The organism is Leifsonia sp. McL0627 (assembly GCF_058244615.1).
The window spans coordinates 957079-980628 of record NZ_JBZCGM010000002.1; the positions used below are offsets into that span (position 1 = coordinate 957079).

The following is a 23550-nucleotide window of genomic DNA, read 5'->3' on the forward strand; positions in this document are numbered from 1 at the left end:
GTTATCCACAGCTTCTCGAATTCCGTCGCGCCCTGAGTCCCCGAGTGGGAGCATGGGCGCCATGAGTGATCCGAGCAGACAGGGCGAATCCAGCGCCCAGGCGCAGGCGCCTGACCGGCGAGACGGCGGCAAGACGTTCTTCGGGCAGCCGCGGTCGCTCGCGAACATCTTCGGCGTGGAGATGTGGGAGCGGTTCTCGTTCTACGGGATGCAGGGCATCCTCCTCATCTACCTCTACTACTCCGCGGCCGAGGGTGGCCTCGGCATCGACCAGGCCACCGCTGCCGGTGTCGTCGGGGCCTATGGAGGCGCGGTCTACCTCTCGACGATCCTCGGCGCGTGGCTGGCCGACCGGATGTTCGGGTCGGAGCGCGTGCTGTTCTGGAGTGCGGTCGTCATCATGGCCGGGCATATCTGTCTGGCGCTGCTGCCGGGGGTCTCCGGCGTGATCGCCGGTCTGCTGCTGGTGGCGCTCGGCAGTGGAGGGTTGAAAGCGAACGCGACCCGCATCGTCGGCACTCTCTACTCCGAGAACGACCCGCGCCGCGACGCAGGCTTCTCGATCTTCTACCTCGGCATCAATCTCGGCGCGTTCTTCGGACCGTTGCTCACCGGGCTGCTGCAGACGACGATGGGCTTCCACTGGGGCTTCGCGCTGGCGGCGGTCGGCATGGCGATCGGCCTGATCCAGTACTCGTTCGGGCGCAAGCGCCTGCCGGCCGAGTCGCACGAGATCCCGAACCCGCTGCCAGCATCCCGTCGCCCGCTGGTGATCGGCATCGCGGTGGTGGCCGTGATCGTGGCGGTGGTGCTGGTCGTCACCGGGGTGATCACAGCGCAGAACCTCGCACTGATCGTGATCGGGCTGGTCATCGTCGCGGCCATTGCCTACTTCGCGGTCATCCTGTCGTCGAAGCTGCTGAACTCCGACGAACGCAGCAGGATCGTGGCGTTCATCCCGCTGTTCATCACCAACGCGGCGTTCTGGTCGCTCTACCAGCAGCAGTTCACGGTCATCACGATCTACTCGGACAAGCGGCTCGATCGCAACCTGTTCGGCTGGGAGTTCCCGGTCTCCTGGGTGCAGTCGATCAACCCGATCTTCGTCATCATCCTGTCCGGTGTCTTCGCCGCGATCTGGACGAAGTGGGGAGCGAAGCAGCCGTCCACGCCGCTGAAGTTCGCGGCGGGCACGGTGGTCATGGGGCTGGCGTTCCTGCTGTTTCTGTTCTGGGCGGGCGGAGGCGAGAACAGCACGCCGCTGCTGGCGGTGGTGGGCATCCTGTTCGTGTTCACCATCGCAGAGCTGCTGATCTCACCCGTCGGCCTGTCCGCCTCCACCAAGCTGGCGCCGCACGCGTTCGGCGCGCAGATGGTGGCGCTCTACTTCCTGTCCGTCTCGCTCGGAACGGCGATGGCCGGGCAGCTCGCCAAGCTGTACGCGCCGGAAACGGAGGGCATCTACTTCGGGATCATCGGCGGGGTCGCCATCGCGATCGGTGTCGTGCTCGCACTGATGAGCCCGTGGGTGCTGAAGATGATGCGCGGGGTGCGGTGATGCAGACTGGTCGCATGGCTGAGTTGCTCGAGGTGTGCAGGGTCGAGAAGCTGATCCCGGACGCGGGGAGCGTCGGGGTGACCGCGATCGACAAGCGGCCGGTGTCCGAGCCGTTGCGGGTGCGACCATACGGACTGTACGGAGACGTGCAGGCCGACCGCAAGCACCACGGCGGTCTCAGCAAGGCGCTGTACGCGTACGCCCAGGAGGACGCGGAGTTCTGGGCCGACGCGCTCGGACGCGACATCCCGGCCGGCCTGTTCGGCGAGAACCTGCGCACGGCGGGGCTCGACGTCAACGGCGCCGAGATCGGCGAGCGGTGGCGGATCGGCGACGAGCTGGTGGTGGAGGTCACCTGCCCGCGGGAGCCGTGCGCGACGTTCCAGCGGCGCATGGGCGAGCGGCAGTGGGTCAAGCGCTTCACGGAGGCGGGGCTGCCCGGCGCATACCTGGGCATCGTGAAGGCGGGCACCATCGGCGCCGGGGACAGCATCGAGGTCGTCTCGCGGCCCGGCCACGGCGTGACCGTCGCCTCCTGGTTCACCGCCGCCGACGCCGACCAGGTGGATGCGCTCGAAGCGTCGGAGCGTTCCGGCGCACTCACGCTCGTCCCTGAGTTTCGCGCCGCGATCGCCAAGCTCCGCACGCGCATCCCCGCGTAGAGAGGAGGCGCTGGTTAGGAGCGGGGGTGGTAGTCGGCTGCGAGGAGGCCGAGGACGACCTCGTCGATGAACTCGCCCATGACCCAGGCGGAGGCGCGGGTCTGTCCTTCGCGGACGAAGCCGTTGCGCTCGGCGGCGCGCAGCATGGCCGGGTTGTCGGCGAGGGTCTCGATCTGCAGGCGGTGCAGACCGAGCACGACGAAGCCGTAGTGGACGAGCGTCGCGACCACGTCGGTGCCGTAGCCGCGGCCGCGCGCGCCGGGGAGCAGACCCAAGCCGATGTGCGCGAACCGGTTGTGGGTGTCGATGCCCCACAGCGTCGCTGCACCGATGAGCGTCCCTCCGGCCAACTCCACGATGGAGAACCGGACGACGTCGTCCTCCTGCGGCGCGTCCGCACGGAGGCGCCGGTCATCCGAGTCCGGACCGATCGGCCGCCAGGCGTTGCCCTCTGCGCGGGAGGCGTTGACCTCGTCGTTGTAGAGCTCGTCGAGCAGGATCGGGATGTCTTCCTTGTGCCGGGCCCGTAGTCCGATCGTTCCGCCTGTCAGCATGGGTCCTTCCTATCCCGTCGGGTGGGGCCGTGGCAACCATCGGTGGAGGTGGTCAACCGGTGCCCCACTCAGTCGTACGATTGCTGAATGGAACTCCGGCAGCTCGAGCACTTCGTCACCGTGGCAGAAGAACGACACTTCACCCGTGCGGCAGAGCTGTTGCAGATCTCACAGTCCGGATTATCCGCCTCCATCCGGTCGCTGGAGCAGGAGCTCGGCACGTCGCTCTTCATCCGCAGCACGCGCAGGGTCGAGCTGACCACGGCCGGACAAGCACTGCTCGCCGACTCCGTGCGCACGCTCGCCAGCGCCGCGGCGGCCCGCAATGCTGTCGCCGCCGTCCGCGGCCTCGTCCGCGGACGGCTCACCATCGGAGCGGAGCCGTGCCTCGGCTCCGTGGACCTGCCGGCCGAGCTGGCGTCGTTCCGCACCGCCAACCCCGGGGTCGAGGTGCGGCTGCGGTACTCCGGTTCTGTCGAACTGGTGGATGCGGTCGCCGGCGGCCGGGTCGACGTCGCGCTGGTGGTCGACACCGGTCACACGCCCGCCGGGGTGCAGCTGCGGCGCCTGAGCACGCAGCAGATGCTGGTGCTCTGCCACCCGGAGCACCGCTTCGCGACCGAGTCGAGCATCCCGTTGGAGAGCCTGCGCGGCGAGACGCTGATCGGTTTCCAGGAGGGCTGGGGCGCCCAGGCGCTCGCGCGGCGGGCGTTCGCGGCGGCCGGCTTCGACTACCGGGCGGCGATGGAGGTCAACGACGTGCATCCACTGCTCGACCTCGTCGGCTACAACCTCGGCGTCGCCATCGTGCCCGCGAGTTTCGCGCGCAAGCGGCCGGAGCAGTTGAAGGCGGTGGAGCTGCGCGGGGATGTCCCCGCGTGGAATGTCGCGGTGGCGGTCTCTGATGAGCCGAGCCCAGCGGCCGGTGCGTTCCTGCGGCAGTTGCAGCCCATGGGCGCTGCCGCGTAGCGCTCCCTGCCCTAGCCGCCGTTCTCTGGCTGACCGGGCGCCGAGCGCGCCCCGGCCGTAACAAACCTTTTACACGCCTGCGTTGGAAACAACTTGCAGGTTTGTCGGCATTCATGGAGACTATTTCCATTGCATTCCGGGCGCTCGCCCACATCACCGGTTTCGAAGAGGAGACAGCACCAATGAAGAAGCGCTATCTCTCCGTCGCCATCCTCGCCATCGCTGCGCTCGGGCTCACCGCCTGCTCCAGCGGGACGAGCAGCGATGGAGGAAAGGTCGACGCGAAGGGCGAGAAGCTCAGCGTGTGGATCATGCAGGGCACCAATCCCGACTCGACGGCCTTCTTCAAGAAGGTCGGTGACGAGTTCACCAAGGAGACCGGCGCCAAGCTCGATGTGCAGTTCGTGCAGTGGGCGGATGCGCACGACCGGTTCGTGACGTCCATCGCGGGCAACACCACTCCGGATGTGGCCGAGACCGGCACGACGTGGACCGCCGAGTTCGCCGACGCAGGTGCGCTGGCGCCGATCGGCGACTACGTCAAGAAGGCCGGACTCGACAGCGACCTGGTCAAGGGGCTCAAGGAGTCCGGCACCTACGACGGCGAGCTCTACGGGATGCCGTGGTACGCCGGAGTCCGCTCGCTCGTCTACCGCGCCGACGTGTTCCAGGAGCTGGGACTCAAGGCGCCGACCAGCTGGGACGACATCGTCGCCGCCGGTGAGAAGATCAAGGCCGCCAAGCCGGACATGATCCCGTTCGCCGTTCCCGGCAACGCCGAGTTCGGCGTGTACCCGTGGGTCTGGGGCGCGGGCGGCGAGGTCGCCACCAAGAGCGGCAAGACCTGGAAGTCGGGCCTCGACAGCGCCGACTCCCGCGCGGGCATCCAGTTCTACACGGACCTCGCCACCAAGCACGGCTTCTCCACCGCAGGCGCCACCACCTGGAAGGAGACCGACGTGCTCGACAACTTCAACCAGGGCAAGGTCGCGATGGCCATCCAGGGTTCGTGGACTCCGGCGACCGTCGTGCAGAAGGCCCCTGACCTCAAGGGCAAGATCGCCGCGACCCCCATCCCCGGCAAAGACGGCGGCATCAGCCCGTCGGTCCTCGGCGGATCGCACCTGAGCATCTTCAACACGGCCAAGAACAAGGATCTCGCCTGGTCGTTCGTGAAGCTCATGACCACCGGAACGTTCGCCAAGGAGTGGGCATCGCAGACCGGATACTTCTCCGGCCTCAACTCGCTGGTCAAGGACGCCATGAAGTCTGACGACCCGCTGGTCAAGCCGTTCGCCACCCAGATGGTGGATGGGGGTGCCTCCGTTCCCGTCACGCCGCAGTTCGGCGCTGTGCAGGCGAAGCAGACCACCAACTCGATGATCCAGTCCATCCTCTCCGGACAGAAGTCGGTCGACCAGGCGACGACCGACGCTGCCAAGGAGATGACCCAGATCCTGAACGGCAAGTAGTCCGATGACCGTTGACGTTCGTCCTCAGCCGCCGGCCGTGCACCGCACGGGCCCGGCCGGCGGCGAGGCGCCGCGGCGCCGAAAGCGCCCGTTCCTCGTGGCCGGCCGGCCGTGGCTGCTGCTGGCTCCCGCGCTGATCGTGCTCGCGGTGCTGCTGCTCTGGCCGCTCATCCGGGTGGTGATCTTCTCGCTGCAGGACTACGGCCTGCGCGAGATCGTCAGCGGCAAGACGAACTTCATCGGGTTCGCCAACTACGCCGAGATCTTCGGCAACTCCACGCTGTGGAGCGTGGCGCTGCCCAACACGGTGGTGTTCGCCATCCTGTCCGTCTCCGGCACGGTCATCCTCGGCACGCTCGTCGCGCTGCTGATGGCCGCGCTGGGGCCGTTCTGGCGCACCATCGTGGGCAGCGCCATCATGGTCGCCTGGGCGATGCCCGCGGTGACCGGCACGTATGTCTGGGTCTGGATCTTCGACGCCGACAACGGCATCGTCAACCAGACGCTCAAAAGCCTCGGGCTGATGCACGAGTCGTACAACTGGTTCACCAACCCGGTCAGCTTCTACGGGATCGTGCTGCTGAACATCATCCACCACGGGTTCCCGTTCGTCGCGATCACTGTGCTCGCCGGGCTCCTGGGGGTGCCGAAGGAGATGCTCGAAGCGGCGGAGATGGACGGGGCGGGAGCGGTGCGCCGCTTCTTCTCGATCATCGTCCCGTCGCTGAAGCAGGTCTTCGCGGTGGTGATCATCCTGTCGACGATCTGGGACTTCAAGGTCTTCGCGCAGGTGTACCTGATGCCGGGAGGCTCCGGGTCCAACCGGCAGGTGCTCAACCTCGGCGTCTGGTCGTACGTCGAGTCGTTCGGCCAGAACAGGTACGGGTTCGGTTCGGCCATCGCTGTGCTGCTGACCCTGGTGCTGCTCGTCATCACGATCGTCTACGTCCGCACCATGCTGAAGGAGGAGAAGCTGTGAGCCGGTCCATCCGCGGAAACGTCGGCAAGGCCATCGCGGTCGCCGCGCTTCTCGTCTTCACCCTGTTCCCGGTCTACTGGATGATCTCCAGCGCCTTCGACAAGAAGGCCTCCAGCGGCGGTCAGTCGCTGGTGCCCAAGGAGTTCACCTTCGACAACTTCGTCTACGTGCTCACCAAGGGCGGGTTCGACGTCTTCCTGCGCAACTCGGCCATCGTCGCCGTCGCGGTCGTCGTCCTGTCCGCCGCCGTCGCACTGCTCGCGTCTGTCGCGGTCGCACGGTTCAAGTTCAAGTTCCGCACCGCCATCCTGTTCATGGTGCTGACCGTGCAGATGGTCCCGCTGGAGGCGCTGGTCATCCCGCTGTTCGTGCAGGTGCGCGACCTCGGGCTGCTCAACCAGCTGCTCGGCATCGTGATCGTCTACGTGGCGCTGTCGCTCCCGTTCGGCATCTGGATGCTCCGCGGCTTCGTCGCCGCCGTGCCCGTCGAACTGGAAGAGGCCGCCTACCTCGACGGCGCGAGCTGGTGGCGGATGTTCCGGTCGGTCATGCTCCCGCTGGTCATGCCCGGACTGGTGGCGACGAGCGTGTTCTCGTTCATCACCGCCTGGAACGAGTTCATCTTCGCGATGACCCTGCTCGGCGGCGCGACCGACCAGTACACGGTCGCCATCGGTCTCAAACAGTTCTTCGGCGAGCACACCAACGAGTGGGGCTACGTGATGGCGGCGTCGACCATCATCACCATCCCGGTGATGATCTTCTTCATCCTGGTGCAGCGCAGGCTGTCAAGCGGACTCGTGGCGGGAGCCGTCAAGGGATGAACCACAGCACCGACCCCACGGTGCGCGCACTGGTCGCCGGCGTGCTCTGGCCCGGATTCCTCGGGACCAGCGCACCGGACTGGCTGCTGCGCGAGCTGGACGGCGGCCTCGCGGGCGCCGTGTACTTCGGGCACAACATCGACGCGTCCGACGCAGCGCAGCTTCCCGCCCTTTCGCAGCAGCTTCTGGATGCGCGGGGCGGTGTCCTCCTCGGCGTTGACGAGGAGGGTGGCACGGTCACCCGCCTCGAAGCGGCGCACGGCTCGACGCTGCCCGGCGCCGCCCAGCTGGGCCGTCTGGACGACGCGGACGTGACGCGCGCCGTCGGCGCCGAACTCGGCCGCCGGGTGCGCGCCTCCGGCGCCAACGTGGTGCTCGCGCCGGTCGCCGACGTGAACACGAACCCGCGCAACCCGGTCATCGGTGTCCGCTCGTTCGGCGCGACGCCCGGACTCGTGTCGCGGCACGTCGCCGCGTCGGTGACGGGCATCCAGAGCAGGGCGGTCGCGGCCTGCGTGAAGCACTACCCCGGGCACGGCGACACGTCGGTCGACTCGCACCACGGTCTGCCGCGCGTCGAACTCGACCTCTCCGTGGTGGAGGCCGAGCACCTGCCCCCGTTCCAGGCGGCTATCGACGCCGGTGTCGCCGCAGTCATGACCTCGCACGTCGTGCTGCCCGCGTTCGGCGAGCTTCCCGCCACCCTCAACCCGCGCATCCTGGGTGCGTTGCGCGAGCGCGGCTTCGGCGGCGCCATCGTGACGGACGCTCTCGACATGGCGGCCATCAGGGCCGAGTACGGCGCGGGGCGGGGAGCGGTGCTCGCCATTGCAGCGGGCGCGGACCTGCTCTGCATCGGCAACCCGTCGCACCTGGGGCCGAAGAAGGGCGCGACCGACGACGAAGCCGACTACGCCGAAGTGCGGGATGCGCTGCTGGCCGCCCTCGACGACGGCTCGCTGCCGATCGCGGCGGTGGAACGCGCATCCCGTGCCGTGGCGGGGCTCTCGGACTGGGTGAGGGATCGGCAGCGGGAAACCCCGTTCGACGCCGCCCCGGCGACCGGGTTCGACGCCGCCGGCGTTGTGCGCGAGGCGATCGTCATCAGCGGTGACGTCGACCTCGGCGGGCGCGACCTCGCCGTCCTCGACCTCCGCGACCGGGCGAGCATCGCCGTGGCGTCGACGGCGGACCCGTTCACCGCGGCGCTCGCCGCCCGCTCCGACTGCGTACGGCTCGGCGCCGGGCCGCTGGGTGGCCGTGACGTGGTCGGCGTGCTGTCCGACGCGCTGGCGAGGATCCCCGCCGAACGGACCATCGTCGCGCTGGTCGACGCCGTGCAGCCCGGCTCGCCGCAGCGACGAGCACTCGGGATGCTCGCCGCCGCACGGCCGGGAAGCGTGGTCGTCAACGCGGGGCTGCCGGCGCAGGAACGGCTCAGCCTGCCGACGGTCGACGCGTACGGCGTGAGCCGCCTGACGGCCGAGGTGGTCGCCGAGCTGGTGGCCGGAGCCAGGAACGGAGCGATGACACGATGAGGATCCTCTCGCTGCAGTCCGGCACCAGTGCCGACGGGATCGACGTCGCCGTGGCGGAGATCGACGCGCTCGATGACACGGACACCCCGGCCGTGAGTATGCGACCGCTTCTCGCGCGCACCGTGCCGTGGTCGGCCGCCTTGCATCCGCGGCTGCTCGCCGCGGTGGCAGGGGAGAGCCTGACCCCCGCGGAGTTCTGCGAGCTGGACACACTCGCCGGGCAGGAGTTCGCGGCTGTCGCCGCACAGGCCGCCGCCGAGGTGCCTGGCGGCATCGACCTCGTCGTGTCGCACGGCCAGACCCTCTACCACTGGGTGGCCGACGGCCACGCCCGCGGCACCCTGCAGATCGGGGAGCCGTCCTGGATCGCAGAGGCGCTCGGCCGCCCCGTGCTCTCGAATGTCCGTTCCGCCGATATCGCGGCCGGGGGCGAGGGCGCCCCGCTGATGGGGCTGTTCGACCGTGCCTGGCTCTCGGGAGCGGCAGAGGCGGAGGAGCGGCCGATCGCGACGGTGAACCTCGGGGGCATCGCCAACGTGCAGGTGGTGTCGCCCGGCGGCGGCCTCGTCGCGTTCGACAGCGGCCCGGCCAACGCGCTCATCGACGGCGTGGTCTCCCGTGCCACCGAGGGGCGGGAGCCACGCGACACCGACGGGATGCTCGCGAGCGCCGGACGCGTCGACGAAGGCATCCTCGCCGCGCTCCTCGCGCATCCGTACTTCGTCGCTGCGCCGCCGAAGAGCACCGGCCGCGAGACGTTCGACCTCGGGGTGGTGGACCGTGCGGTGGCGGCCGCCGGCGCGCATCCATCGTTGCCGGATCTGGTGGCGACGCTCACGGTCTTCACCGCGCGCACGGTGGCTGACGCCGTGCGCTCCGCCACCCCGGTCGCGCCGTCTCGGGTGATCGTCTCGGGCGGCGGCGTGCACAATCCCGCGATGCTGCGCGCGCTGACCGCCGTGCTCGGGCTGCACGGCATCTCGGTGGCGACGAGTGACGAGTGGGGGATCGCGGCGGACGACAAGGAGTCGCTGCTGTTCGCGCTCGTCGGATACCTCAGCTGGCACGGGATCCCCGCGGCCCTCCCAGGGACACCGTCCGGACGCGCCCGCGTGCTCGGGCAGTTCACCATCACCCCCGGCACGACGCTCGGCCGTCGCCTGACCGGGATCGCGGGTCTGCGTCTGGCCGGCGACCGTGTGAAAGCAGCAACACCATGAATGCACTGCACGCAGCACACGCCCCTCTCGCCCCTCCTGTTCCTCCCGTTCTCGCCGTCGATCTCGGCAAGACGAGCTGCCGGGTTCGCCTCAGCGCCGGGGGAGCGGTGACCGCCGAGGCCGCGGGACCCGGCGCACCCGGACTGGCGGAGGCCGACGGCGCGCAGCGCTCCCTCCGCGCCATCCTGGATGCGGTCGGCCTGCTCCCGGAGGCTCTGCCGGCGGGGACCGCGGTCGGCGTCGGCGCCGCGGGCAGCGAGGCCGCTCCCGGCGTCGCGCAGGAACTCGTCGCGCTCCTCCGTGAGCGCTTCGACGGACCCGTAGCGATCATCAACGACGCGCTCGCGGCGCACGCCGGTGCGTTCGCCGGGTCGGCGGGCACGATGCTGATCGCCGGGACCGGCGCCGTCGTGTTCGCCGTCGACGAGGCGGGTGCGGTGAAGCAGGTCGACGGCTGGGGCCCGTGGCTCGGCGACGAAGGCAGCGGCCAATGGCTCGGACGCCACGGTCTGCTCGCGGCGCTCCGGGCGCACGACGCCCGGGGGCCGCACACCGCTCTCCTCTCCGACGCCGCCGCGATCACCGGCACCGTCGCCTCCCTGCCGCACTGGGTGTCCGAAACCGGAACGCCCGCGCGGCAGCTCGGCTCGTTCGCGCCGACGGTGATCGAGCGAGCCTCCGGGGGCGACGCCGTCGCCGTCGACCTCGTCGAGCGAGCGGCGGGGCTGCTCGCCGACACCTGCGCGGCCGCCGGACTGCCGACGGTCTGCGTCGCAGGCGGCCTCGCCTCGCACCCATACTTCGCGGCCAGAGTCACGGCCGCGCTCGACGCCCACGGGCTGAGCGAGACCGTCCAGAAGGGCGACCCGCTCGCCGGGGCGGCGCTGATCGCACTCGATCGGTCGCTGCCCTATGAAGAAAGGATCCTCCGTGGCTGAGCCGCAGACCATCGCCGACCTCCGTGAGACCCTCGGAACCCTCGCCACCGAGTCGGTCGGCGAACGCTACCGCGACCTCGACCTCATGTCGGTCGCGCAACTCATCGACGCCATGAACGCCAGCAACGCCGAGGTCCCCGCGGCCGTCGCCCGCGAGAGCGCGAGCATCGCCGCGGCGACCGAGGGCATCTCCGAGCGGATGCGTCGCGGCGGCCGCCTCATCTACGTCGGCGCCGGTACGGCCGGGCGCATGGGCATCCTGGACGCCAGCGAGATCCCGCCGACCTTCGGCACTTCACCCGAGCTGGTGGTGGGCGTCATCGCGGGCGGCGAGCAGGCCATCCACACGGCGGTGGAGAACGCGGAGGACGACGAGCAGGCCGGTCGCGCCGCCCTCGAAGCCCTGCACCTCGGGGCACTGGATGCGGTGGTCGGCATCTCGGCGTCCGGCCGCACCCCCTATGTGCTCGGCGCCATCGACCACGCGAGACAGGTGGGCGCTTTCACCGTTGGTCTGGCCTGCAACGCGGACTCGGCGCTCGGCGCCGCCGCGGAGGTCGGCATCGAGGTCGTCGTCGGACCGGAGATCCTCACCGGCTCCACCCGGCTCAAGTCCGGCACAGCCCAGAAGCTCGTCCTCAACATGATCAGCACCATCGCGATGGTGCAGCTCGGCAAGGTGCACGGCAACCTGATGGTCGACCTGCGTGCCACCAATGCCAAGCTGCGAGCCAGGTCCGAGCGGACCGTTATGCTGGCCACGGGCGTCGACGCTGACACAGCGGCATCGGCGCTCGACGCGTCCGGCGGCTGGATTAAGGCGGCGATCCTCATGAGCGAGACCACCATCGACGCCGCCACGGCGACGCGACTGCTCGCCGAGCACGGCCGGCTGCGCGACGCGCTGGCTGCTGCACCGGATGCGCGGGGCGCGCACGGTGACGCGAGCCCGGCCGACGCGAGCCCGGCCGACGCGAGCCCGGCCGACGCGAGCCCGACCGCCGCGAGCCCGACCGCCACCGACGGGCAGGCGCATGTCGGCTGACGTGCTCTCCGCCGTCCGGCAGGCGCTGCCGCAGCTGAGCGCTGCCGAGGCGCGGGTCGCCAAGGTCGTCATGGACGATCCCGCCCGCATCGTCGACCTCACGATCACCGAGCTCGCGGCCGTCTGCGACGCGTCGCAGGCCACGATCGCGCGCTTCTGCCAAGGCCTCGGCTTCACCGGCTACCGCGAGTTCCGTCTCGCCCTCGCGTCGGCGACGAGCCGCGAGCAGGTCACCCGCGAACGGTTCGAGCTCACCGAGAGCGAGATCGACCCGAACGACACCGTGCAGGAGGTCGTCGCGAAGATCGCGTACCAGGAGACCCTGGCGATCGAGGCGACAGCGAAAGAGCTCGACGTCGACACGCTCGACAGCGTGGTCGCCGCCATCGTGGCCGCCCCGCGCGTCGACCTCTACGGCGCCGGATCGAGCAGCCTCACGGCGCAGGACCTCCAGCAGAAGCTCTCCCGCATCGGCGTCACGGCGTTCTGCTCCGTCGACCCGCACCTCGCCCTCGCCTCGGCGGCCCTGCAGAAGCCGGGCAACGTCGCGATCGGCATCTCGCACTCCGGGCTGACCCTCGAAACCAATCACGCCCTCGCCGTGGCACGCGCAGCGGGCGCCACGACGGTCGCGATCACCAACTTCCCGGACTCCCGGATCGCCGCGGAGAGCGACTACGTCCTCACCACGCAGGCGCGGGAGAGCCTCTACCGCTCGGGGGCGATGTCCAGCAGGATCGCGCAGCTCGCGCTCGTCGACTTCCTGTTCGTCCGCGTGGCCCAGCAGCTCTACGACCAGATGACGGAATCGCTCCGCCTGACGTACGAGGCCGTGCGCAGCCAGCGGCTCCCTCCGGAACGGCACCGCACCGGAAACGGAAACGGAAACGGAAACGGCCACGGAAACAGCAACGGCCACACCAACGACGCCGGACACGCCGAGTGACGGCGGCGGGGCGACTCCTTCCTCGGCCGCGCAGCGTGGAGGAACGAGACGGGGAGTTCCTGCTCGACGCCGGCACGCGCATCTTGTCGGACGCGTCGACCGCTGGGCCTGCCGCCCTCCTGCGGTCGGTGCTCAGCGCATCCACCGGGTTGCCGCTCGGGGAGCCGGACGACAGGGTCGACGGGACCATCGCGCTGGCGGTCGACCCGTCGCTCGCGGCCGAGGCATACCGGCTGAGCGTTGCGGAGGGCGGCGTGCGGATCGTCGGCGGCAGCGCCTCCGGTGTCGGCCACGGCGTCCAGGCGTTCCGGCAACTGCTGCCGCCGCAGGTCTACCGGCGCGCCGCCGTGCACGGGATGCGGTGGGCGGCCCCCGCCTGCGAGGTCGCCGACGAGCCCGCCTTCCGGTGGCGCGGGGTGATGCTCGACGTGGCCAGGCACTTCCTGCCGGCGCGCGAGGTGCTGCGGTTCATCGACCTGATGGCGATGCACAGGCTCAACGTGCTGCACTTCCATCTCACCGACGACCAGGGCTGGCGCATCCAGATCGTCCGGTATCCGCGGCTCACCGAGGTGGGCGCGTGGCGGCACGAGTCGCAGGTCGGCTACGGGCCGGATGCACCAGGCGACGGCCGCCCGCACGGCGGCTACTACACGCAGGACGACCTGCGCGAGATCGTCGCGTACGCCGCGGCGCGCGGGGTCACGGTGGTGCCGGAGATCGAGTCGCCCGGGCACGTGCAGGCCGCCATAGCCGCGTATCCGGAACTCGGGGTGACCGGCGAGGCGCTGGAGGTCGGAACGCGCTGGGGGATCATCCCGAACGTGCTCAACGCGGAGGAGAGCACGGTCGAGTTCTTCACGAACGTGCTCGACGAAGTGCTCGACATCTTCCCGTCCGAGTTCATCGGCGTCGGCGGCGACGAGTGCGTCAAAGACCAGTGGAGGACGGACGCGCGCACCCAGGAGCGGATGCGCGAACTCGGCGTCGGCACGGAGGACGAGCTGCAGAGCTGGTTCATCCGGCGGCTCGACGACCACCTGACCGCGCGCGGACGGCGGCTGTTCGGCTGGGACGAGATCCTGGAGGGCGGGCTCGCCTCCGGAGCGACCGTCGCGTCGTGGCGCGGGTCGACCGGAGCGGTCGCCGCCGCGCGGGCCGGGCACGATGTGGTGCTGTGCCCGGACGAGACGGTGTACCTGAACTACCGGCAGTCCGAGCATCCGGATGAGCCCATCCCGGTGGTGGTCGTGATCACGGTGCGCGACGTGTACGGGTTCGACCCGGTGCCGGACGGGCTCACCGAGAGCGAGCGGGCGCACGTGCTCGGCGGGCAGGCCAACCTGTGGACCGAGTTCATCGACTCGCCGCGCACGCTCGACTACTTCGCGTTCCCGCGGCTGTGCGCGCTCGCGGAGGCGCTGTGGACGGCCGGCCCGCGCGACTACGACGCCTTCGCCTCCAGGCTGGAGACGCACCTGCCGCGCCTCGACGCGTTCGGCGTCGAGTACCGTCGCGCCGACGGCCCGCTGCCGTGGCAGACGCGCCCCGGCGTCCCGGGCCGCCTCGCCACGCGCGCCGAGCGCGCCGCCACCGTCGCCGCCCTCACCGCGAACATCGCGCCCGCGTCCGCCCGCACTCCCTGACCGAAGCAATCGAGTCGGGACTTATGCACGGTCGACACCGGCGTGTCGCGTGCACAAGTCCCGACTCGATTATCTGGGGGAGGGAGTCAGGGTCACCAGGCGTAGTCTTCGGGGGCGGTCTTGTGGCCGGGGAAGATCTCGTCGAGGCGCGCGAGCGCCGCGTCGTCGAGGGTGACGTCGAGAGCCCGGACGGCTGCATCCAGTTGCTCCATGGTGCGCGGCCCGATGATCGGGGCGGTCACCGCGGGCTGGGCGAGCAGCCAGGCGAGGGCGATGTCGCCCGGCTCGTGGCCGAGCTCGTCGGCGAACGCCTCGTACGCCTCCACCGCATCCCGGTGCTTGGCGAGCGTCTCGGCCGCGCGGCCCTCCAGGCGTCGCTTGCCTTCGTTCTGCTTGCGGAGGACCCCACCGAGGAGCCCGCCGTGCAGCGGGGACCAGGCGATGACGCCGACGCCGTTCGCCTGCGCGGCCGGCAGCACCTCCAGCTCCACCTGGCGGGTGAGCAGGTTGTAGATCGACTGCTCGCTGACGAGGCCGGTGTAGTTGCGTTTGCGCGCCTCGGCCTGTGCGCTGGCGATGTGCCAGCCGGCGAAGTTGCTGGAGCCCGCATAGAGGATCTTGCCCTGCGCGACGGCGACCTCCATGGCCTGCCAGATCTCGTCCCACGGGGTGTCCCTGTCGACGTGGTGGAACTGGTAGATGTCGATGTGGTCGGTCTTGAGGCGGGTGAGGCTGGCGTCGAGCGCCCGGCGGATGTTGAGGGCCGACAGCTTGCCGTCGTTGGGCCAGTCGCCCATCTCGCCGTAGAGCTTGGTGGCGAGCACGGTGCGTTCGCGCCGCCCGTCGCCCTGCGCGAACCAGTCGCCGATGATGGTCTCCGTGGCGCCCCTGCCGCGGTGCTGACCGTAGACGTTGGCGGTGTCGAAGTAGTTGATGCCGTGCGCGTGCGCGGCATCCATGATCGCGAATGAATCCTCTTCGGCGGTCTGCGGTCCGAAGTTCATGGTGCCGAGAGCGAGCCGAGAGACGTTCAGGCCGGAGCGGCCGAGGTGTGTGTACTCCATAGTTGCCAGCATCCGCCCGTGGGAGTCAGCTGTCCAACAGGAGGTTTGGATGGCATTGTGCAGGCTGGGTTGTGAATGGATGCGCGACCCAGCCGGCGGTGCGAAGCTAAGCAGATGCAGCTTCTCACCGACGGCGTCTACCGCCTGCAGCGCGCCACCATGGGCAACGCCTTCCTCGTCGACACCGGCGACGTGTCCGTCGTCATCGACACCGGGGGTGCCGGTGGCGCCGCGAAACTGGTCGCCGAACTCCGGGAGGCGCACCGCTCACCCGTGACCGACATCGTCCTCACGCACTACGACCCCGACCACGCCGGATCTGCGGCCGCGCTGCAACGGGAGACCGGAGCGCGGGTGTGGATCGGCGCCCAGGATGCGGGCATCCTGCGCGGAGAGACGCAGCCGCCGACGCGCACCCGGCGGCTCATGGGCCGCATCTACGCGAACAGCGAGGTGCCGAGCGACCTGCACGAGCTCCCCGCGACGGGGGAGACCGAGATCGTTCCTGGGCTGATCGCGATCCCGGCGCCGGGGCACACGCCGGGGCACGTGGTGGTGGAGTGGCGCGGCGTCGTGTTCGCCGGGGACGCGGTGCGCGTGTCGAAGGGGAAGCTCGTGCAGATGCCGGGGTTCCTGATCAGCGACAAGGGGCAGGCGCTGGCGACGGCCGACCTGATCGCGGCGCGGAAGCCGCGGCTGGTGGCCCCGGGGCACGGGGCGCCCGGGCGGCTCGACGGGTGACGGACGCCGCGTGACGGGCGCCGGGTGACGGACGCCGGGTGACGCCCGCCCTCCCGTCCGAAGCTCAGCGGTTGAGCGCGGCCTCGAGCTCGGGGTCGGTCGGCTCGACGAGGTGCGAGCCGTCCGGGAACACGACGACCGGGATGTTCGTGCGTCCGCTGATCGCGAGGGCGACGTCCGCCTTCTCGGGCGACGCGACGAGGTCGATGTAGTCGTAGTCGGCGCCGAGGCGGTCGAGGAGGGCCTTGGAGCGGATGCAGTCGCGGCACCAGTCGGCGCCGAACATGGTCACTTTGTCGTAGGTTTCAGCGGCAGTCATGCTCCGAGCCTAAACGCCGCAGGCTGGGAGCCGTCCACGAGGCGGGTGGCGCGCATCCTGGTCGCCTCGATCAGCGTCGCGTTGGCGCCGTCGACCTCGCGCGCCCACGCCTCGGCGGCCTCGGGGGTGCGGCCGTGGCGGGTGTGCCGGTCGATCAGGCGCGCCAGGCGCACGGGCTCGGGGGTTTCGACGAACCAGCTCTCCGCCAGCAGCGACCGGATGCGCGACCAGGGCTCGGCGTCCGCCAGCAGGTAGTTGCCCTCCACCACCACCAGTCGCGTGTCCGCAGCGATGGCGATGCTGCCGGCGACGGGCTCATCGACGCTGCGGTCGAAACCGGGGGCGTAGACCGTGTGGTCGCGTTCGGCGACGACGCGTTCGAGGAGGGCGACGAAGCCCCAGGCGTCGAACGTGTCGATGGCGCCCTTCCTGTCGTGGCGACCCAGTGCATCCAGTGTGCTGTTGGCGAGATGGAAGCCGTCCATCGGGAGGTACGCGGCGACGGGATGTCCGCCCGCCCGTCTGTTCACGTGCTCCACGATCGCGCGCGCCAGTGTGGTCTTACCGGACCCAGGGCTGCCTGCGATCCCCACGAGTACCCGCTCGCCTGCCGCCGTGCGCACGAGCTCCTCCGCCCGCTCGCCCAGCTCGCCCCACTCGTCCAGTTCGTCCCGATCGCCCATCCCCACATTCTCAGCCATCGAGCCCAGGGTTCTTCACGCTGGTGGTGTGGGGACGGGACGGGACGGGGCCGCGCCGGGTTAGAGCGGGAGGGAGGTGCGGCCGGCGGGGAGGGGGGTGGCGCGCCCGTCGGGATGGACGAGGGTGCCGGGGACGGGCGTGGAGACCGTGACCGTGCCGTCGGCGACGGCGACGCGCACCAAGCCGTGCGGAGTCGGGACGGCGCCCTCGACCGACTGCAGCGAGCCGAGCGCCGGGGCGACGCGCACAGTGGCGAAACCGGGCGTGTCCGGGGTCACGCCGAGCACGTACTGCACCAGGTCTTTGGTGGGTGTGCTGCTCCAGCCGTGCACCGGGGTCCCCCAGCCCCAGCACTCGCCGAACGTGTCGTAGCCGTCGGTGAGGAACGGCGTCCAGCGCCGGATCAGCGTCACGAGGTCGCCCGCGCGCCCCGTCAGCGCGACCGCGTCGTGCACGAGGTAGCTGTAGAACGGTTCGGCGATCACCACCTCGCGGTCCGCATCCCAATCGATGCGCTGCACACCGCGCATCTGGTCGGCGATCTTCTGCTGGTCGTAGGAGCCGTCGTCGCTGCCGATCCAGGAACGCACCACCAGCGTGGCCGGGTCGGTGATCGCATCCACGATGGCGCCCCAGCGGGACTGCGGTGCCAGACCGGACACGATGGCCGTCGCGCCCGCGGCCTGCGAGGCCGCGGGCAGTGCGACGCCGTCGACCATGTGGTCGCGGTACGTGCCCCGGGAGGCGTCCCAGAAGTCCTCGAACCCTGCCGCAGCCCGTGCGTGCAGGTCGTCAGCCCACCGTGCGGCGCCCTCGTTGCCGACGAACCGGCTGAGTTCCGCGAACTCGCGCAGCCCACGCGCCCACAGCGAGGTGAGGATGCTGCTGCGGCCGGTCACGAACACGCTCGACCAGTCCACCAGGTTCCACTCCGGCACGTCGGCGATGGTGCCGTGCTCGTCCAGATACGGCAGGTACCAGCGCAGGATGCGCTCGACTGTCGGCAGGAGCGCGCGGATCTCGTCGGCGTCGCCGAGGTAGCGGTAGAGGTTGTGCACGCCGTGCACCCAGTGCAGCGACCAGTCCGGGATGGTGTACCCGCCGGACGACTCGATCTCGCCCACCACGCTCATCGGCAGAATGCCGTCCGCTCGGGGGGAGTCGCCGAGCGCCACGTAGTTGCGGGCCATCCGCCAGTCGCCGTTGGTGGTGAGGTGCACGAGCTGGTGCACCACGCCGTCTCCGACCCACGCGCGCTGCTCGCGGGTGGGGCAGTCGGTGAACGCATCCTGGGCGTTGGCCTGCACGGTGCGGATGCCTGCTGTGTACAGCGCGTCGATCTCCGGATCGTCTGAGCGGAAGAACGCGTCGCCGACGTGCGGGTACAGGCGCTCGCGCACTTCGAAGTCGTCGATGACGGTGTCCGCCGACACCAGCAGGTGCACGAACCGCATCCCGTTGACCTCGACGGCGTCGAACACGTCGTCCTCGCCGCGGGCGGTGTAGCTCGCTCCGGTCTTGGGGATGGAGAAGCTCTCCTGCTCGTCGTTGCGGTGGCGGCGCTCGCGGTACAGCAGGTCGACGACGGTCCCGGATGCGGCGCGAAGCCGCACGTGCACGGTGCCGACCACGACACGGCCGAAGTCCAGCGAGAGCACTGCCCCCGCCGGGACGGACACCGGCAGGGAGACGACGGAGTCGGCGGAGACGTCGTGGCCGTCGAGTGCGGACCGGACCCGGGCAACCGGATGCGCATCCACTGCCGGTGTCTCGCTCGCCAGCCGTGCGCTCACCCGCAGCTCGGCGGGCGCGACGGTTTCGCCGCCGACGGGCGCCGTGCCGCGGGGGAGGAGCGCCCCGTACGGATCGGTCGGCGGCTGGGTGCGGCCGAAGCCGCCGATGTGCGCGGCGGGACGAAGCTGCGCCGACGGCCAGTCGACGTCGTCGAATCCGGGGGTGCCCCACCCGGTCGGCAGCACGCGCGCATCCACCAGTTCGACGGGGACGCCATCGAGGCCGTCGAGTTCGGGGGAGGTCCAGGCGGTCGAGCGGTGGACGCGCCAGTCGCCGTCGCTGACGAGCCAGTCGCCGTCGCTCACGAGCCAGTCGGCGTCGAGGCCGTCGCCCGTCCTGGCCTCGAACGCCAGCACAGCGTCCAGGCCGAGCCCGCCGTTGGCGGCGGCGGGCTGCCAGAACGCCGTCGGCTGGCCGTAGTAGGTCACGAGCACGGCGATCGCGTTCGCGCCTGGCACGAGGTAGGTCGCGAGGTCGTATTCGTCGAACCGCTGCCGTCGCGGCTGCGAGCGGGCGGGGCCGCGGCCCACCTCCACGCCGTTCACGACGAGCACGTAGCGGGAGTCGGCGGTGAGCCTGGCCGGTGCCGTGGCGGGCGCGGCGCGGAGATCGAATGTCCGGCGGAACACTGTGCGGTGGAACGGCGCGCGGGGGCCGTCTGCGCCGAACGCGGCGGTGCTGGGCTCGCCGGGCGCCTCGGCGCCGATCCAGTGCGCGTGCCAGCCGATGCCGTCGAAGGCGCTCGGCGGCGACGCGGTGGTCGCGCGGTCGTCCCGCGCAGTGGGCTCGCCGGCGGTGCTGCTGGTGGTGGTCATCGTCTGCCTGCTTTCCGATCGCGCCGTCGCGATCCTCGGTGGTGCTGTCAGCTCGTGCGGAAGGTGCGGTCACAGCGCGGCCGACCCGACGTTTCCCACGAGTCGTGCCCGGGGCACCCGGGGGTCAGGAGTATTCGGGCGTCTTCGTGCGGTACCGCCAGGCGAGCTCGTTGTCGAGGACGAACCGCGAGAGGGTCTGGTCGTGCGGGAGGAGGTCCCCGGCGAACGCTTCGACGGAGGCGAGAAGCGCATCCGCGGTCCCGGGGGTGGGGTCGCCGACCACCGCAGCCAGCAGCGCGTCGAAGCCCTCTGGCTTGTGATCCAGCCCGGCGACCAGTTTCGCCAGGTATTTGGGGCCGGGGAACAGCACGCGGTTGGCAGCGAGCACGGCGCGCGCCGCCGAGGTCGCCAGGTGCACGGAGGCGTGCCGTAAGAGCAGCTGGTCGCCGCTCGCGCTCGCCTGCTTCAGGAAGTATCCGCCGTGCAGCCGCGCCTGAGCGACGAAGGCTGCGACCTTGGCGTCCCACTCGTCGTCGGCCGGCTGGATGCGTGCGATCCGCGCCTCCAGGTCGTCGATGCGGCTGAAGACGATCCGGGAGGCGGCGAACGAGTCGCGAACAGGGTCGTCGCCGCGGGCGGCGGCGTCGTCGAGGTAGGAGAGGGTCGCGAGCTTGACGTCGAAGTATCCGCCGTCGTATTCGATGCCGTCGTCCTCGGTGTACATCAGGCGCTCGGTCGCGTATGCGTGCGCCCAGCGATCCTCGGTCACCACGAGATAGAGGTCGACGTCCGAGTCCGCGCGCTCCGTTCCGCGCGCCACCGATCCGGTGAGCACGACGGCGAGAGCGCCTGGCCGATCCTGCTCGCGGGCGAGATAGCGTTCGACGGCCTGGTCATGATGCAGCATCGACGCACCCTACGGCGTGAGTGAATGCATTCAGTGCTGCCGGTGAGAGCGTTCGGACCACGATGTCCCTTTCGGTCGATGCATCTTCGCGGGCTTACCATAACCCAGTTCGACCGATATTTGAATCGCTTCAATAAAAGTGGTTGCAAACGGGAAGGACCACCGCTAGGCGCGAACCGAGCGCAGGCGAGCGGGGGGACCCGGCTCAGAGCGAGCTGCTGGCCCGCACCACCAGCTCCGGCTGGTACAGGATCTGCCGGGGCTCGAGGTCGGCGTCGTCCGCCTCTTCGAGGAGGATCTCGACGGCCGTCTCGCCGATGAGGCGGCTCGGCTGACGGATCGAGGTGAGCGGGACGACGGAGGCGCTCGCGAACAGGATGTCGTCGTAGCCGACGAGCGCGATCTCATCCGGGATGGCGACCTTGCCCTGCATGAACAGCGCCTGCAGGAGGCCGATGGCGAGCAGGTCGTTGGCGGCGAAGACGGCGTCCGGGCGGTCGGCCGGTGCGCGGTTGACGATCGCCTCCCCGGCGCGGCGGCCCTCTTGCACGGTGAGCGCCGGCATGCTGACCGCCTCGATGGTCACGCCGGGATGCTCGGCGACGGCCTGGCGCGCGCCCTGCAGGCGGTCGCTCACCTGGCGGATCTCCTGCGGCCCGCCGACGAACGCGATGCGCCGTCTGCCGGTCTCGATCAGATGCCTGACGGCGAGGGCGCCGCCCGCGACGTCGTCGACCGAGACGGAGCTGAGCGAGAGGTCTTTGCTCACCCGGTCGACCAGGACGGACGGGATGCCACGTTCGCGCATCCGGCGCAGCCTCGGAGCCACGTTGCCGACCGGCGAGATGAGGACGCCGCGGACGCGCAGTTCCTCGAACAGGGTGAGGTAGCCGGACTCCCGCTCCTTCTTCTCGTCGCTGTTGCCGGCGATGACCGAGTAACCGGCCACCGCTGCGCTGTCTTCGGCGGCCGTCGTCAGCTCGGTGAAGAACGGGTTGCCGCCGCTCAGAGTGATGAGGCCGAGGGCGTGGCTGTGGCCGACGCGGAGCTGGCGCGCGGCCTCGTTGCGCACGTACGACAGCTTCTCCATCGCCAGAGTGACGCGTTCGACGGTCTCCGGGGACACGATCTCCGGACGATTCAGCACGTTCGAGACCGTGCCGATGGACACTTTGGCCAGCGCGGCCACGTCCTTGACGCTCGCGGATACCATGATCGCCCTCCCGATCGCAGTCTATGACAGGACATTGAATCGAATACTCGCGTGACCTCGCGGGAGAGACCGCCTTCTGCACTCGTGCTCGATGCGTTGAACGATAGTCCTTCCAGGACTTCCGCGCGAATGCTGGATGAAACAACCAATGGATGCTCGTTACTGAATCGTTACAAGTTGTCATTGACGCCCCGGTGAACCGCACTTATCTTCAAATGAAGCGTTTCAATGCGAACCCGGAAGCACCCCTGGGACCTGCAACGCCAATACAAGGAGGTATTCATGTTCTCTCGAAGGACGGCAACTCGCATTGCCGCCACCGTCGCCAGTGCGGCTGTTCTCGCTATCACGCTCGTCGGTTGCTCCTCAAGCGGAAGCGGCGGATCGTCGATCACCCTCATGGCCGGCGGAAACGACCCGGCGGCGACCAAGTTCGCGAAAGCGATCGCCGACGGCTTCATGAAGGAAAACCCGTCGATCAAGGTCAAGGTCAACACGCGTCCAGCGGGCACGGACGGCGACAACCTGATCAAGACCCGTCTGTCCACTCACACCATGGACGACGTCTTCCTCTACAACTCCGGGTCGCTGTTCCAGGCCCTCAACCCCGACACGCAACTTCAGCCCCTCACCGACGAGGCCTGGGTGAAGGAGCTGACGCCGGACTTCAAGAAGACGGTCAGCACCACGAAGGCGACATACGGCGCTCCGTGGGGCACCACCTTCAACGGCGGCATCATGTACAACAAGAAGGTCTACGAGAAGCTCGGCCTGACCGTCCCGAAGACGTGGGCCGAGTTCATCAGCAACAGCGAGAAGATCAAGGCGGCGGGCATCGTCCCCGTCGTGCAGTCCTACGGAGACACCTGGACCAGTCAGCTGTTCGTGCTCGCGGACTTCGCCAACGTGTCCAAGGCCGACCCTGAGTGGGCGACGAAGTACACCGACAACAAGGCCAAGTACGTCAACCCGCCCGCGCTCGCCGGCTTCACGCACACGCAGGAAGTCTTCGACAAGGGCCTGCTGAACAAGGACTACGCGTCCCTGACCAACGTGAACGCGCTGAAGATGCTGGCGACGGGCGAGGCGGCCCAGTACCCGATGATCACCGCGGTGATCAGCAACGTGGTGCAGAGCAACCCCGACCAGGTCAACGACATCGGCTACTTCGCGATGCCGGCCGACTCCGGTGAGCCCCAGGCGACCGTCTGGGAGGCGAATGGTGCGTACATCCCGAAGTCGACGACGGGCGACAAGCTCACCTCGGCCAAGAAGCTCGTGGCGTTCATCAACTCGCCCAAGGGCTGCGACGCGCAGAACTCCGCCGGTGTCCCCGCCGGCCCGTTCGCGATCAGCAGCTGCAAGCTGCCCGCCGACGCTCCGGCCCTGGTTGCCGACGAGCTGAAGTACCAGGAGGCCAAGCAGACCGGTCTGGCGCTCGAGTTCCTCTCCCCGATCAAGGGACCGAACCTGGAGAAGATCCTGATCCAGGTCGGCTCAGGCATCACCGATGCCAAGGCGGGCGCCGCGCTCTACGACAACGACGTGAAGGCGCAGGCGCAGCAGCTCGGGCTCAAGGGCTGGTAGCCCTGGATCACGAGCGACGCACCTGACAGCGTCGAACTGCGGGGCCGATGGCCACAC

The 23550-nt window shown here is 69.7% G+C and carries 21 protein-coding genes; 14 read left to right on the forward strand and 7 right to left on the reverse strand.

The window, feature by feature from the left end:
- The first annotated feature begins 52 nt into the window (after positions 1–52).
- Both AC37TH_RS05225 and AC37TH_RS05230 read left to right on the forward strand, forming a co-directional pair.
- Positions 53–1558 (forward strand): peptide MFS transporter, encoded by a 1506-nt coding sequence (locus AC37TH_RS05225; protein WP_490763278.1) that lies wholly within the window; start codon positions 53–55, stop codon positions 1556–1558.
- Between the two features lie 14 nt (positions 1559–1572).
- Positions 1573–2220: an MOSC domain-containing protein gene (locus AC37TH_RS05230; protein WP_490763279.1), complete on the forward strand. Its 648-nt coding sequence runs from the start codon at positions 1573–1575 to the stop codon at positions 2218–2220.
- 14 nt (positions 2221–2234) lie between these two features.
- On the opposite strand, the gene AC37TH_RS05235 is transcribed toward AC37TH_RS05230, so the two are convergent.
- Positions 2235–2774, reverse strand: a complete 540-nt coding sequence (locus tag AC37TH_RS05235; RefSeq protein WP_490763280.1) for a GNAT family N-acetyltransferase — start codon at positions 2772–2774, stop codon at positions 2235–2237.
- An 87-nt stretch (positions 2775–2861) separates the two neighbouring features.
- On the opposite strand from AC37TH_RS05235, the gene AC37TH_RS05240 reads away from it, so the two are divergent.
- From AC37TH_RS05240 to AC37TH_RS05285, 10 genes are all read left to right on the forward strand, one after another.
- The gene (locus tag AC37TH_RS05240) at positions 2862–3743 is read left to right on the forward strand and encodes a LysR family transcriptional regulator (protein ID WP_490763281.1); all 882 of its coding nucleotides are present in this window, start codon (positions 2862–2864) and stop codon (positions 3741–3743) included.
- 182 nt (positions 3744–3925) lie between these two features.
- Positions 3926–5215 (forward strand): sugar ABC transporter substrate-binding protein, encoded by a 1290-nt coding sequence (locus AC37TH_RS05245; protein WP_490763282.1) that lies wholly within the window; start codon positions 3926–3928, stop codon positions 5213–5215.
- 4 nt (positions 5216–5219) lie between these two features.
- The gene (locus tag AC37TH_RS05250) at positions 5220–6194 is read left to right on the forward strand and encodes a carbohydrate ABC transporter permease (RefSeq protein WP_490763283.1); all 975 of its coding nucleotides are present in this window, start codon (positions 5220–5222) and stop codon (positions 6192–6194) included.
- Positions 6191–7018 carry a carbohydrate ABC transporter permease gene (locus AC37TH_RS05255; protein WP_490763284.1) on the forward strand — a complete coding sequence of 276 codons (828 nt, stop codon included), beginning with the start codon at positions 6191–6193 and terminating at the stop codon, positions 7016–7018. The genes AC37TH_RS05250 and AC37TH_RS05255 overlap by 4 nt, the downstream gene beginning before the upstream one ends.
- A complete protein-coding gene (locus tag AC37TH_RS05260; RefSeq protein WP_490763285.1) occupies positions 7015–8556 on the forward strand; it encodes a glycoside hydrolase family 3 protein in 1542 nt (513 codons plus the stop codon). The genes AC37TH_RS05255 and AC37TH_RS05260 overlap by 4 nt, the downstream gene beginning before the upstream one ends.
- Complete coding sequence (locus AC37TH_RS05265) at positions 8553–9776, forward strand: anhydro-N-acetylmuramic acid kinase (RefSeq protein WP_490763286.1); 1224 nt, start codon at positions 8553–8555, stop codon at positions 9774–9776. Before AC37TH_RS05260 ends, AC37TH_RS05265 begins: the two co-directional genes overlap by 4 nt.
- Entirely contained in the window at positions 9773–10714 is a 942-nt protein-coding gene (locus AC37TH_RS05270; RefSeq protein ID WP_490763287.1) for an N-acetylglucosamine kinase, read from the forward strand. Before AC37TH_RS05265 ends, AC37TH_RS05270 begins: the two co-directional genes overlap by 4 nt.
- Complete coding sequence (murQ, locus tag AC37TH_RS05275) at positions 10707–11759, forward strand: N-acetylmuramic acid 6-phosphate etherase (protein WP_490763288.1); 1053 nt, start codon at positions 10707–10709, stop codon at positions 11757–11759. Before AC37TH_RS05270 ends, murQ begins: the two co-directional genes overlap by 8 nt.
- A complete protein-coding gene (locus AC37TH_RS05280) occupies positions 11749–12705 on the forward strand; it encodes a MurR/RpiR family transcriptional regulator (RefSeq protein ID WP_490763289.1) in 957 nt (318 codons plus the stop codon). The genes murQ and AC37TH_RS05280 overlap by 11 nt, the downstream gene beginning before the upstream one ends.
- Positions 12702–14351: a beta-N-acetylhexosaminidase gene (locus AC37TH_RS05285; RefSeq protein WP_490763290.1), complete on the forward strand. Its 1650-nt coding sequence runs from the start codon at positions 12702–12704 to the stop codon at positions 14349–14351. The genes AC37TH_RS05280 and AC37TH_RS05285 overlap by 4 nt, the downstream gene beginning before the upstream one ends.
- A gap of 92 nt (positions 14352–14443) precedes the next feature.
- On the opposite strand, the gene AC37TH_RS05290 is transcribed toward AC37TH_RS05285, so the two are convergent.
- Entirely contained in the window at positions 14444–15415 is a 972-nt protein-coding gene (locus AC37TH_RS05290) for an aldo/keto reductase (protein ID WP_490763291.1), read from the reverse strand.
- A gap of 114 nt (positions 15416–15529) precedes the next feature.
- Between AC37TH_RS05290 and AC37TH_RS05295 the strand changes: the two genes are divergently transcribed.
- The gene (locus AC37TH_RS05295) at positions 15530–16156 is read left to right on the forward strand and encodes an MBL fold metallo-hydrolase (protein WP_490763292.1); all 627 of its coding nucleotides are present in this window, start codon (positions 15530–15532) and stop codon (positions 16154–16156) included.
- A gap of 64 nt (positions 16157–16220) precedes the next feature.
- On the opposite strand, the gene AC37TH_RS05300 is transcribed toward AC37TH_RS05295, so the two are convergent.
- The 5 genes from AC37TH_RS05300 to AC37TH_RS05320 form a co-directional block, all read right to left on the reverse strand.
- Positions 16221–16475, reverse strand: a complete 255-nt coding sequence (locus AC37TH_RS05300) for a glutaredoxin family protein (RefSeq protein WP_490763293.1) — start codon at positions 16473–16475, stop codon at positions 16221–16223.
- Positions 16472–17176 (reverse strand): nucleoside/nucleotide kinase family protein, encoded by a 705-nt coding sequence (locus AC37TH_RS05305; RefSeq protein WP_490763294.1) that lies wholly within the window; start codon positions 17174–17176, stop codon positions 16472–16474. Before AC37TH_RS05305 ends, AC37TH_RS05300 begins: the two co-directional genes overlap by 4 nt.
- A 60-nt stretch (positions 17177–17236) precedes the next feature.
- A complete protein-coding gene (locus AC37TH_RS05310; RefSeq protein WP_490763295.1) occupies positions 17237–19786 on the reverse strand; it encodes a family 78 glycoside hydrolase catalytic domain in 2550 nt (849 codons plus the stop codon).
- 124 nt (positions 19787–19910) lie between these two features.
- The gene (locus AC37TH_RS05315; protein WP_490763296.1) at positions 19911–20693 is read right to left on the reverse strand and encodes a nucleotidyltransferase domain-containing protein; all 783 of its coding nucleotides are present in this window, start codon (positions 20691–20693) and stop codon (positions 19911–19913) included.
- Between the two features lie 205 nt (positions 20694–20898).
- Positions 20899–21906, reverse strand: coding sequence for a LacI family DNA-binding transcriptional regulator (locus tag AC37TH_RS05320; protein ID WP_490763297.1), 1008 nt, complete (start codon positions 21904–21906; stop codon positions 20899–20901).
- A gap of 282 nt (positions 21907–22188) precedes the next feature.
- Here AC37TH_RS05320 and AC37TH_RS05325 point away from each other — a divergent pair, with 282 nt between their 5' ends.
- Positions 22189–23493: an ABC transporter substrate-binding protein gene (locus AC37TH_RS05325; RefSeq protein ID WP_490763298.1), complete on the forward strand. Its 1305-nt coding sequence runs from the start codon at positions 22189–22191 to the stop codon at positions 23491–23493.
- Positions 23494–23550: the final 57 nt, after the last annotated feature.